Raw genomic sequence first — 12,520 nt, forward strand, 5'->3', positions numbered from 1 at the left:
ACCACGCCCCGGCGCCGACTCCACCCGCGGAGCCACCACCCCACCCGGCTGCCCAGGCACACCCGCCTGACCAGGCACACCCGCCTGACCAGGCACAGACGGCGAACCCGGCGCAGACGGACCACCAGGCGCCCCAGACGAACCCGGAACCCCGGCGTCACCGCCACCATTCGGCTGTCCGGACCCTGGCTGCCCCGCTCCGGGAGACTGCCCCGGCCCGGGAGAAGGACTGCCGGGCGACCCCGGCACACCACCCGGCCGCGGCCGCTGCTGATCCGGCCGGTTGGACCACGGCGTCATCGGCGCCGGCGGCGCCTCGGCATCCTCGCCGGCTTCTATCTGGGGCTCTACCTCTGTTGGCGGCATCGCTTACTCATCACATCCCGCTGCCGAGTACTCGTTTCACCCGCACGTCGTACGTGCTCGGGATGGTCAGTTCGACCAATTCACCGGTCGCCGCATCGGTGGTGACGAGCCGCGTGTCGCTGACCGCGATGCCGACCTGGGTCGGCGCGTTGTTTCGATAATTCCAGAACACCAGATCGCCTGGCGATACCGCGGCAGGATCGACGCGGTGGCCGCACGCGCCCTGGGCCGCAATGGTGTTCGGCAGCACCACGACTGCCAACGATCCGTCCAACTGTCCGCATGCGCGCCGCCCCGCACCGGCCGCGACCGACGACTGCGCCACCGCTGCCTCGGTGGCCGCGCATCGACCGGTCGTTTGCGCGGCCGAGGCCTGGTAGATCACCGATCTGGTGAACTCTTCGGCGCCTCCGCGGCTACCGGATCCGTTCCGGGCCGCACTCGCCGTCAGCTGTGCCAGGGCGAGCTCGCGTGCACAGTCCGCGCCGATACCCGAATTGCTGGTGAGCAAGGGAGGGTCCTGGCGCGGAGCGTATCGCATCGCTGTGGTACAGGCGCGCTGCCAGTCCGAAGCGCTGGTGTCATCCGGTGCGATGGTCAACTCCGCGTACGGATTCGTGGTCGGAGCGGTGGTCACCCCACCCACCGGTGCGCTTCGCACGGTCGGCCGGGCTGCCGTCGGTGCGCGACTGGGAGTCACCGTCTGGGAGGGGTCGGGCCCCACCGCACTGTCGCACTGATAGTGCAGGTCGGAGGCGATCGCCGACGACGCACCGCCGATGACCAGCACCAAACCCATCAGCAACATGAGCACGACGCCCACGCCGCCCAGCACTACCCACACCCAGATCGGCATCAGTACGAGGGTCAAGAGACGACCGATCATCGAATACCTTTCTGTGATATCTGCCCCACTGTTTCGCTGCTATCGAGGGGATCAGCGGCCGCGTGGGTTTCTGAGGGGATTCAGGACCCGGTCCGGAATGTCGGGCAGCGGATTCGCTGCGGGGTCCGGCTGGGCGAGCGAGACAGCACCCGTGATATTCCGGCCCGCTTGCCATTGGTCGGTCTGGGCAGCTTTGTCGATTTCGGCGCGCAATCTTCGAATGCGATCGAAGTCCTGGGGATTCTCGGCTACCCAGTTGGTGGCAGCCTGGATCCGCAGCGCATGCTCGTTGGCGATCCACTGCCTCAACCTGTCCGCATCGTTCTGACTGAGGTCCTGGCCATTGATCCGCAGCCGCGCGGCGGCCGGGTCCCTGATCGGCCCCGATGCATGGGCCTGCAACGCATCAATCCATTCCCGGTGTGGATTGTCGATGTAATCACTGCCGAGCTGCGCCAGTTCATCCGAAATCCGCACACCGCCCTGGTAATCACCTCGATACCGATCGACGCTGGCCTCCAGCCCGTGGAACCTGGCCATCATCATTCCCGGATTCGTATGGAAGTCCCGCTCGAAGTGCTTGTGCGCCGCGACGACCCGGCCGAGGTGCTTCGACGCCAGCGGCTCGTCATCCGCATGCCGGATGATATCCGCGCGCGCGATAGTCGCCCGTTGTCCTCGAGTCCAACCGATACCGGCCATACGGAGGGCGTACTGCACGCTGCCCATCATGCCTGTCATATGGGCGACATTTTCCGCGGCGTAAGCGGCAGACCTTTCACTATTCCGGCGCGACCCGGACCTGGTTATCCCTTGCCGGGCGTAATCGGCAGCAGCCACACGGTCGAACGCGGAGGCGTGCGCGGCCGCCCTCAGGTCGCGCGTCTTCAGGCCTTTCGCCTTGTTCCTCTTGTCGATTTGGTCCACCCGCGCGAAAGGATTGAGCGGGTTGAGGCGACCACCGGCCATCCACGCCGTGACCGGCGAACTGTTAATGGTGCTGATCGCGCCGAGCATCGCGAGCGGGGTCATCGAGTTCGCTGCACCCGAGTTGCCCATGCCCAACTTCATGCCCAGGGCGCTGCCACCGCCGCCGCCCTGTGACGATCCCGCGGTCTGTATCGCCACACCGATACGGTTGACCACCCAGTCGTTGGCCTCATCGATATTCCTGCTGAGACGCCGCACCTGAATGATGGCGATGATCTCGACACCGGCCCCGATGACGAACACCACCATGATCTGACCGTTCGCCGCACGGAACAGGCTGCCCAGCAACAGCTCGTAGATGCCGAGAGCGATGACGAAGAAGGCCATCTTCCCGGCGGCTATGAAGCCGTGCACCACGCAGCGCACGGTGAACGTCTGCGTCGGGCCGTAGATGTATCCGCCCGCGGCGAACCCGAAGATCGATGCGAATCCGTAGTAGATGAGGTCGAGCGCGGCCCACATGATCTTGATGGACAGATATGCGGCGAAGGCCAAGAGAATGACCGCGCACAGCAACAGCAGAAGTCCGGCCCCGATCTGACCGACGCCCGGATTGTCCACCGCGGCATACGCGGCGCTGTCGCCGCACGACTTCATCCCGCCCTTCACCCGATCTTCGCTGCCGGCAGTCATTCCGGCGGACCACGCCGCCCGGCAGGACGGGTTGCTGTCCACAACGTGCCCGAAGTTCCAGACCTGCAACGGAAGTCGCACGAAATTGTCCGCCATGGTCGCTTGCAGCGTGCCGACCAACTGGCTCGGATTCGGATTGTTGTTCCCGTTCAGACCCGCCGCGACCGAAAGACCCAAGTCACGCCCTTGGATCAGCACACCGTGGTCGGACAGCGCCTCGGCCAGCGGGTTCGCCAGAAAGAACACGCCCCCGATGGCGAAAGCGATCATCGTCACGACCTGCACGGCAGCCTTGGCGTACAGCGCGCGCACGATGAAATAGCCCACGAAGAACGCACCGATCGCCAGCGCCGTCGAGGCCAGCAGGGGGGTCGCGATCTGCGCCGTCAGGTTGCGGGACATCGCCTGCAACGGCGCGCTGATCAGGTTGAGCCACTGGAAGTCCATCGCCTTGGCAGGCAGCCACACCCCGGTGATCGATAACAGCTGCCATACCGCGAACAACGGCATGAGGATGATCCACAGCGCGAAATTGCCCAGGTTGAACACTCCGCCGCGATCGACCACCAACATGTAGCTCGACACGTTGACTCCATAGGAGTCCCTGACATTCATCCAGCTCGTCGCGCTGTTGGGAGCGGACCCTTGGGTCGCTGTGCCCGGCTGCGCGATGGACACGGCGTGGATCAGGCCCGGGAAGACGAACAGCACGAAGAGCGCCAGGACGATCCATACGATTCGCCTGCGACGGCGCGACGCGGCGATCCAAGCCCGGAAGCGCCGGAACACCATCTGCGGTCGCCAACGGTCCGCGTCCCAGAACTGCGGCTCCCAAGGCATCCCGAAGGAAGACCGATCGGGGCGAATTCTGGAGTCGGATATCGATCTCATCAACGTCCCAATCGCTCGGGCAGGGCCGAACGCGCACCGCTGACGCTGGTCGGAGTGCTGGTGATCGCCGCGGCCCGATCCGGACGCGCCGGACCGAGCACCTTGCCGCGGCCGATGCGGTTCAGCGCGTCACGCATGAACATCTCGCCCCGACGCTCCTCGGGAATCTGCCGACCGGGACCGACGGGGGGCGAGGTCTCCTCGCGGAGAATCTGCAAGAGAAACGGCGCTTCCTCCAGATCGACGCCCAGCCACTCCAAGCTGTTGCGCGCCAAAGTCTCGTCGCGCTGCCGGAAGACGAATCGGTTCGGGATCAGGTTGTGCGCCGCGCCCTGGAAGTCGGTGGCCGGGTCGTGCGAGGCGAGCCCGATCGCGGCCAGGTGCTTGCGGCCGTCGCGGCTGAAGTCCGAGGTGACCGCCGAGCCGACCTGCGTCTGCGTGAAGTGGTGCGCCTCGTCGCCGACCAGCAGGCCGAACCTGCCGTTGTCGGAGAGGAAGGCCTCCCGCGCCGCCACGCCGACCAGTTCGTACAGCGCCGTGCCGAGCCGTTTCGTCAGCGGCAACCGGTTGTACAAGTGTGGCGTGGTGAGTTCCTCGGCGCTCGGCAGTTGCAGATTGTGACTGCGGACGACGGTCGCGGCGGCGTCGAGACGCAGCGGTCGCAGCTTGGGGTCGAACAGCACCGGAACCCGCTCCACCACGGTGCCCAGCCGCGCCGCGAGATCGGCGTACTCCTCTCCCCGCTCGGGGTGCTCCCGCAGCCGGCGCACGACATGGAACAGATCGAGCAGGCTCTTGATCTTGTGCTCGGCCATGCCTCTGGGTGACAGCAGATTGCTGGCCGCCGCGCCCGCGCCGGAAGTCGGCGACAGATCCAGCAGCGGAAGAATCGAGTCCAGCGCCCGTTCACCCGCGATCCGCGGGTTGAACAACCGCAGCGGATCCAGCGACACCGTGGGATTGGCCAGGTCGATGATGACCGCGTCGTCGATCGACCGCGCGAAGTGCTCCCATTCGCCGACCTGACTGCGGTCGATGGCGAGGAACTGCCCGCCCATGTCGTGTACGAGCACCGCCATCAGTTTCAGGAAATACGACTTGCCCGAGCCGAGTTCGCCGGTGACCGCGAACGAGGCGGACAGGTCGTGCAGCGCGGCCTCCATGATGCCGAAGTGGATCGGCTCGAAATGTCCCGACAGCAGGTTGACCCCGATCACCGGCCCGCTGTCGTCACCGATCTGACTGGTGGTGAACGGCACGAAACCGGCCCACATGTCCGAGGGGACGATATGGGCGAAGTCGTCGAAGGCACGGCGGGGCGGGCTACCGGGAATCAGCATCGACCACAGGTCGACCTGCGCGCCGACCGGAGCGGTCATATCGACCTGGAACCGCTTGTAGCGCCGCTTGAGCGTGTTGACCGCGTCCATTGTGGCGTCCCGCGTCGGTCCGCCGATGGCGATAACCGTCGTGAACGAGACCTCCGATTCCCCGCCGTTGACCTCGAAGTGCTGGTTGTACTCGCCGAGCATGCGCGCTTTCGAGGCCAACGTGTTCTGGGCGAACGAGACCTCTTGGTCCCGCTGGTCCATCTGCTCGCCGAGCCTGCGCAAACTGAGTTCGTTGTTCTTCAGCACCTGTTCGGCCGGCTTGGTCGAGATCCGCATGCCCCAGTCGACGGTGACGTCGCCGAGACCCTCCAGCACGTTGAGGAACTCGCTGCCGCCGGGAAAGGTCATGCCCGCGTACGGGAAGGAATGCGGCGTCAGCATCGCCTGGTAGGACGGGCGGTACTCGAAATCCGGCTGTACCACCTTGATCACGGGAATGAACGAGGGACGGATACGCCGATTGCTGTCGGCCTGTGCCCCCTCGTCGAGCGCGGCGGAGCGGAACACCGCCGCCGTCGCGTCGTCCAGCGCGCCCGCACGGGTGGGCGCCACCGGGTCTCCTGCCGCGCCGCGCGAGAGATAGTGCTCCCACAGCCATTGGAACAGGGCCGCGGGCACCGGAACCGGATCGAAGTCGCCGCCGATCCTGGACAGGATCTCGTTCGCCTTATCGTCGTATTCGTCCAGGTCGGCGCGGGCGATCGCGGTCGCATCGATCGTGGGGGTGCTGCCACGCCACAGGCGCGACAGCGCGGACATGCTCGAGTTGCTGGCCCCGACCGGGATCGACAACAGGAAGATCCGGGTCTGCGGCATGATCGCGTGCACGCGTTCGTAGGAGGCCACCACCTCGTCGGCGTAGTCCTCGCACTCGTCCAGGTCGACGCCCTCCACCATCTTGGTGAGCACGTCGATCGTGTTCAGCCGCGCCTGGATGCCCAGCAGCAGCGACCCGCTCGGCAGATTGGTGACCAGCGCGTGATGCGCCATCTTCACGTCGTACTTGTCACCGGCCTTGCGCAAGCCGTAACCGAGCGGATTGATGAAGTAGGTCGCGGTGACCAGACCCGTATGGGTGAACTGAAGATTGCCGCGAATCGCCGCGGTGGGCTGTAGATCTCGTCCGAGTGCCATCAGGGGCTTCCTCCGGAGGCTGTGCCGTTGCTGTCGCCGTTGTCGTTGCCGTTCAATCGCCGCCACAGGTCGGTGGCCTTACCGCCTCCACTCACCACCTCGAGCAGGCGGATACCGGATTTCGGCTGGGCGGCCACCGCCGTGCCAGGGCGGTCGGGCAGCAGGAGGACCACGGTCTCCTCGATGAACATGGTGTGGCGCACCGAGTCACTGGTGATCGGCATGCCCGAGGCCGACACCGGCTTGCGATAGACGATGAGCCTGCCGAGCCAGAAAGCGCGTGAAAGCATCCGGACGCCCGTGTACGGCACCAGCCCGAGCACGAAGACCGACAGGATGGTGAACGCCAGACCCGTGATGAAAGTGACGGCCGGGTTCAGCGGCAACGTCATGGCGCCCACCGAGGTCACCGACATCATCGCCACACCGGCGGCAACCTGCGGCAGGGTGTAGGGACCGAACGGAAGCTTCTGCCCGTTCTGCGCCTTGCCGATCATCGTTGGCACACGTTTGATCGGCGTGAACACCTTGATGACTTGGGTCATCGATAGCCACCGATGGGGTGATCGGGGACGATGAGGTTCGCGTCCGTGCGCGCGTAGTTGATGGTCGTAGGCAGGATCCAGATCACCACCCCGGCCATCAACCCCGAGCCGAAGACGACGATGATCCGCGCCGGTGACAGCCTCGATTTCGCCGCCTCGGAGATCACCACACCGATCGTGACGATGGCGATGATGATCATTCCGCCCCATCGGACAAAGATCAGGATGCCATAGAGGATGTTGCTCAAATTACCCATCGGGCTGCCTCTCGGATCAGTTCTGTGTCGCCGGCGGAATCGTCACCGACGTCGAGGGGGACGAGGACGAGGTGGGCGGCGCTCCGCCACGGGAATCCTGACCGACGACCACCGCCAGCGGACTCGACAAGGCGGGAATCGGATCTATGGACACCACCTGCCACTGGCCCGCGTTGCGAATCATGGTGAGCGGGTAGGCCAGCGTCGCGGTCGCTCCCGTATCGGCTTTGGGATTGACGGTGGCCAGCACTTGGGCCTTCGCACCGCCGGAGCCGCAACTCGAATCGTCCGTGGTGAGCGAGGTCAGCTCGACGGCGGTGAAGGGGGGCGGTTTCAGTGCGGCCAGCCCGGCATCCGGTGTGGTGTAGCGGGCCACGTCACCGTTTCCGGCCAGCATGGCGCTCAGGAAGCCCGCCGCGACTTGTCCCAGTACGGTGTCCGGTGCGCAGGGTGCGCCGTAGGCAAGTTTGAGATCGACGCCCTTGGAGGGGGCTTGGACCAAGGCGGGCGTCGACAGCGCACGCAGCCGCCCATCGGACACGGAGACCGCGACACGGTAGAACTGCCGCTGATCCTGTGCCGTCGCGGCGCCGACTTTGCCGACCCGGACCGCTACCGTGACCGACCATACTTCGAGCCCCCCGGCCGAGAGCGCCCGAGAGACGTAGACCACCGACGGGTCGGACACTTGGCGCGCGGACGAAGGCAAGGTGATCTGCTGATTGGAGCCGACATATTCGCCGATCCGATCCTGCTGCCCCGCAACGGCAGTGAGGTATGCGACGACGAACTGCTCGGCATAAGAGCCTGCCAAGTGCGCATGCCCGATGATTGCCGTCGTCGAGTCATCCGACGGCGCTGGCGGCCCGGAGTCGAAGACACTCAGAATTGCGTGTCCACCGCCGAGCACCGCGAGAACGGCGAGCACCGCGACCACGATGTTGTCGCGACGACGGCGAGCGGCCATCCGGCGAAGCAGGGCCTCACCCGAATCTGCCGACTCACGAATACCTGTCCTCACTCCCGAAATGGTAGAGAGCACAGGCGTTCCCAACCGGCCGGTAGTTCCCACTCATGGGAATGAAAACTGTCAGCAGGCGGGGTTGCTTTTCATCCTGCCCGCCAGCCAATGCCGCAATTGTTCGTCGTATCCGATCGGCGCGCTGCGCTGCCGCGGCTCCAGCACCTGGCGATGGGTTTCCAGCAACGGTACGTCGTCGGCGACCCGGACCAACTGGGCGATCGCCAGCTGTCTGCTCGAGTACCCGGGATAGGGGTACAAAAGTAGCGATGTGGGCGTGTAACCGCCGCCGTAGTTGAGTACCCGCAACGTGACACCCGCGCTGTCGCCCGACCGCAGCCGGTCGCCGAGTTCGGCCAGCCGCGGACGGTCCTCGGGATGGAAGACATCGACGGGCCGGAAGAGATAGTCCCACCGCACCCAGGGCGCGGGATCGGTGAGCCAGTGCGAGATGCTGGTGTGCTCGAGCTGCACCACGGCCAGATGCGTTCCCGCCCGCCGATGCGCCTCGCGCAAACCGATCCGCTCCAAGGTCGGCCACGTCGCCTGTGCGTTCTCCGACGTCACGTCCTCGATCAGCCACCAAGCGCCACGGGTGCGCTCGTCGTCGCGCGCGCGAATGGTGATCCGCCACTGAGCCGCACGTCCGAATCCATGAATCACGTTGGTGTCGAATTGCATTCGCTCGCCAGGCTTGGGATCGTAGAGCAGATCGAGCACCTCGGCGTGCCGGTCGAAACTGGACACCCGGTGGAACAGTTCCGCGATCGACATCCTCGGGACGTACTCTTCGGCGCTGCTGCCGGACAGCCGCGTGATGCCGCTCGGTTGCTGAATGGTCTGACTACTCAGGTCCCAGATCGCTCCCACCGCCGGGCGCAACGCCGGCACCCGCTCGGACGCCGGACCCAACCACAGCCGCACCGCGTGCACGTCTCCAGCGGGGCCGAAGATCGGACGGATGAACAGTTGATGCCGTCCCGATCGGGTCTGAATGGCCAGGTCGACGTCTTGCGCCTGATCATGTGCGGTTTGGATCGCCTCTGTGAGTCCAGCGGTCGTCAGTTTGTCGTACAGCGCGGGCGTCTTGGACAGCGTCCGCTGCAGCACTCGCTGCCAGCTCGCGAACTCACGAGGTGCATCCCCCACCGAGGCCACGGACATGCCGTCCGGCGCCAACGTCTCGATCGTCACCCATGGAATCACTGCGCCACTTCGCTTCGCACTTGCCCGACCAGCCGTTCCTCCGGGTCCGCCTCCCCGGATGAGACATCTTGTGACAATAGGCAATGTACCGTTATTTAGCGGCTCAATCAACTTGTGACCACGCCGCCTGTTATTACGAAGTCTCCATCATGTTCATACGACATGCGCAGCCGAGTTCATTTTGTTCACGTCGAGTTCGAGAGGAACCTCCCTTCGACCGGCGCACAGCGCAACGGCACATCTGCCGCAAACCAGCGAACAAGATCATCGGAAGCCACCGGCCGAAGCCGACGGCATCCCCCTGGCAATCTCACCCGCGGCTGAACCCACTCCCGCCCAGGGCATTACGCCACCGCGGGAAGCGATCAGGTATTCCTTCCGACCAGGGCCAGCACACCCGCGCCCATGATCGTCGCGCCTTCTCCGAGCTGCGAGGGAACCACCCGCAATCCGGGCAGGAAGCTCAGCCTGGCATGTGTTGCGACCGCCTCGCCGAGCGGTTTCCACAGCGCGGGCCCCGCTCCGGCGAGCGGGCCGCCGAGCACGACGAGGTCGAGATCGAGCAGTGCGGCCACCGAGGCGATCGCCCGGCCGAGCGCCGTACCGGCCCGGCCGAGCGCCGCGACGGGAATGTCCTCACCCACGCCGGCGGCATCGAGCAGTTCCCTCACCGACGTGCCCGCCCAGCCCTGCTCCCGCGCCCAGCGCACCATGGCCAGGCCACCCGCTACCGCCTCCAGGCACCCACGGCCCCCACAGGAGCATCGATCATCGAAGCCGGGAACCAGGACGTGACCTACATGCCCCGCGTTGCCGGTGCGCCCCACCAGGATGAAGCCGCCCACCACGACCCCGCCGGTGATGCGATCGGAGACACTGACCGCAAGGCTGTCCATCACTCCACTCGTCGCGCCGAAGCCTCGCTCCGCCAGCGCCAAGCAGACGCCGTCCAGCGCGAGTGGAACCTGCGCTTTCGGGAACAACTTCCGCGCCGCTTCGACGATGCCGAACCCTCCCCGCCACTCCGGAACCTCGGCAGGAGCGATCACACCGGCCGCCATATCGATCGGCCCGGCCGAAGCGACACCGAGGGCGGTGACCTCGCCACCGCCCGCGACCTCGAGCAGCAGCTCCTGGCATCGAGCCCAGGCGCCCGTCGCTGGGATCGGGATCCTCCGGATGTCGTCCGTGTCGACATCGTCGGCGACCCTGGTCGCCGCGAAGCCCGACGACCCGATCTCCAATGCCAGCACTGTCATGAGTACGCACCACCGAAGGACTCGACGCGAAAAGGTGGACGCAGCATAGTCACAGACCGTCGGTCCCGGTCGACTTGAGGGGTTGCCCGAGCACGATGTGCCTGCGGGGCGCGGGAAGAGTGGATACGGTACGCAGCGGACGCGGCCCGGTGCGAATGATGCGCATAGGGCGCTTGTGGTCGATCGGCGCGGCGCGGTGCCGGTCCAGGTTCTCGATGACGCTGCCGGAGTTGTCATAGGCGACGCCGGCCCAGATCATCGCGCGGGGACCGTCACCCCGGGTGGTCAGCGTCTGCGCCAATTGGCGGCACTGCGTGAGCAGCGGGCAACTCTGGCAGGTGCGTACCGCCGCTCGCCAGGCATCCGGATTCCCGCTGTCCATGTCCCAGTTGTCGGGGACGTCGGCGCACGGGGGCCGCTGGTTCGACTTTGCCGGAATCGACGAGATCTTTGCTGACGCAATGGATCCCGTGTCCATCGGAAGGGTTCGCGTAATGCTCATAGCCATCTCCGGGGATGCCGAGCACACACCTCTGGCAGGTGCGTGGCCCATGGATCGGACATCATCAGGGCTGCTCAACAGTCCCCGGAACCCAGCCGCGATAAGCTGGTCTACGCACGGTAGCCCACTGTTGCCCAGCACACAACCTTTTGTACCGCTATGTAACGGCTCGTTGACCTTCAAGCAACACCCAGCTACCGTCTTTAACGGCACGTTATGAAACGGACCGTTTTCCACGGGGGCCCGACTATGGTTTCCTTTTAAACATGGCTGCAGACTCTGAATTCACGATCGACGAACTGGCACGGGCAGCCGACACCACCGTGCGCAGCGTCCGCGTGTACCACGAGCGAGGTCTGCTGCCCTCGCCGGAGGTGCGCGGGCGGATCGGGTACTACGGGTCGGACCACCTCAACCGGCTGCAAACGATCAGCCGCTTGCTGGGGCGGGGCATGAAGCTGAACGGGATCAGGGAACTGCTCGAAGCCTGGGACCGTGGCGACGGACTCGCCGATGTACTCGGAGTGAAGAGTCAGAACGCAGCCGAAGCAGACCCGGAAGCCACCACCGAGCCACAGGACAGCTACGCGGAGTTGCCGGACTACGCGAAGCAGGCGCTGGCCTCCAGCGAGGACCCGCTCGAGGCGTATCGGGTCACGAATCCACGGTGCTGTGATCTGGCCACCCGGCTGCACGACACCGGGCTGCCTATGCAGGACACGTTCCAATTGGTCGAACGTCTGCGCGCGGACTGCGATCGCATCGCCGACCGCTTCGCCACCGAGTTGTTCTACCGGCTGGCCGGGCAGACCTACGAGGAATCCGCACGAACGCCGCGGGATCGCACGAAACTGGAGACCGATCTGGCGATCGCCCGGTTGATCGTCACCCGCGCCACGTCGGAACTGATCGATCAGGCGTTCGCCCGGCACTCCGAGTTGCCGCCGGTGGCCACCAGCCCGCAGGGGCAAGCCGAACAGTGACGGCGCGAGCCGCGAACCGACCGTTCTCTTATTTCGATCCGGCGCTGTCGAATACTTAAGTAGACAAAATCGTTCGAGCTTTTCGAGCGCTGCGCCGGTGACGGCGGCCCGAATGTCTCATATCCGATCTCGCGCGTCGAACGCGACGGCCGGCGAATCGTCGAACTCGGCTACTCAGGGCCGGTGCCGAAGGGTTGCCACGGGGTGTCCGGCGACCGCAGCCGCAGACGGAAGTCTCCGCGCCTTCCCCATGGCCGCCGTCGCACATGGGCGAAACCCGCTGGGATACGTAGGTATACCGATCCGATGATCGAGGACGGCGCGGCGGCGGCACCGCCTGCCGATCGAGATCCGAGCACGAACCTCACCCCCGAACGATGGTCGGGGTGACAGGATTTGAACCTGCGACCCTCCGCTCCCAAAGCGGATGCGCTACCAAGCTGCGCTACACCCCGT

The 12,520-nt window shown here is 65.6% G+C and carries 10 protein-coding genes and 1 tRNA gene; 1 reads left to right on the plus strand and 10 read right to left on the minus strand.

The window, feature by feature from the left end:
- Positions 1-376: 376 nt before the first annotated feature.
- From ACWESM_RS21625 to ACWESM_RS21665, 9 genes are all read right to left on the minus strand, one after another.
- Positions 377-1,252, minus strand: a complete 876-nt coding sequence (locus ACWESM_RS21625; protein WP_452493413.1) for a hypothetical protein — start codon at positions 1,250-1,252, stop codon at positions 377-379.
- Between the two features lie 51 nt (positions 1,253-1,303).
- Positions 1,304-3,667, minus strand: coding sequence for a hypothetical protein (locus ACWESM_RS21630; protein ID WP_452493414.1), 2,364 nt, complete (start codon positions 3,665-3,667; stop codon positions 1,304-1,306).
- A 98-nt stretch (positions 3,668-3,765) separates the two neighbouring features.
- On the minus strand, positions 3,766-6,291 hold the full coding sequence (locus ACWESM_RS21635; protein WP_355075963.1) for an ATP-binding protein: 2,526 nt from the start codon (positions 6,289-6,291) through the stop codon (positions 3,766-3,768).
- Complete coding sequence (locus tag ACWESM_RS21640; RefSeq protein ID WP_355075961.1) at positions 6,291-6,836, minus strand: hypothetical protein; 546 nt, start codon at positions 6,834-6,836, stop codon at positions 6,291-6,293. Before ACWESM_RS21640 ends, ACWESM_RS21635 begins: the two co-directional genes overlap by 1 nt.
- A complete protein-coding gene (locus ACWESM_RS21645; RefSeq protein ID WP_039796594.1) occupies positions 6,833-7,093 on the minus strand; it encodes a hypothetical protein in 261 nt (86 codons plus the stop codon). Before ACWESM_RS21645 ends, ACWESM_RS21640 begins: the two co-directional genes overlap by 4 nt.
- A gap of 16 nt (positions 7,094-7,109) precedes the next feature.
- Positions 7,110-8,114 carry a conjugal transfer protein gene (locus ACWESM_RS21650; protein ID WP_452493417.1) on the minus strand — a complete coding sequence of 335 codons (1,005 nt, stop codon included), beginning with the start codon at positions 8,112-8,114 and terminating at the stop codon, positions 7,110-7,112.
- Between the two features lie 69 nt (positions 8,115-8,183).
- Entirely contained in the window at positions 8,184-9,308 is a 1,125-nt protein-coding gene (locus ACWESM_RS21655; protein WP_039796592.1) for a GAF domain-containing protein, read from the minus strand.
- A gap of 377 nt (positions 9,309-9,685) precedes the next feature.
- Positions 9,686-10,579 carry an ROK family protein gene (locus ACWESM_RS21660; protein ID WP_412808453.1) on the minus strand — a complete coding sequence of 298 codons (894 nt, stop codon included), beginning with the start codon at positions 10,577-10,579 and terminating at the stop codon, positions 9,686-9,688.
- Between the two features lie 49 nt (positions 10,580-10,628).
- A complete protein-coding gene (locus tag ACWESM_RS21665) occupies positions 10,629-11,081 on the minus strand; it encodes a hypothetical protein (protein WP_412808452.1) in 453 nt (150 codons plus the stop codon).
- Positions 11,082-11,347: 266 nt separating this feature from the next.
- On the opposite strand from ACWESM_RS21665, the gene ACWESM_RS21670 reads away from it, so the two are divergent.
- Positions 11,348-12,064: a MerR family transcriptional regulator gene (locus tag ACWESM_RS21670; RefSeq protein ID WP_364429667.1), complete on the plus strand. Its 717-nt coding sequence runs from the start codon at positions 11,348-11,350 to the stop codon at positions 12,062-12,064.
- Between the two features lie 378 nt (positions 12,065-12,442).
- Here the strand turns inward: ACWESM_RS21670 and ACWESM_RS21675 are convergent.
- A tRNA-Pro gene (locus ACWESM_RS21675) sits at positions 12,443-12,519 on the minus strand.
- Position 12,520: the final 1 nt, after the last annotated feature.

It is taken from the genome of Nocardia sp. NPDC003999 (assembly GCF_053604885.1).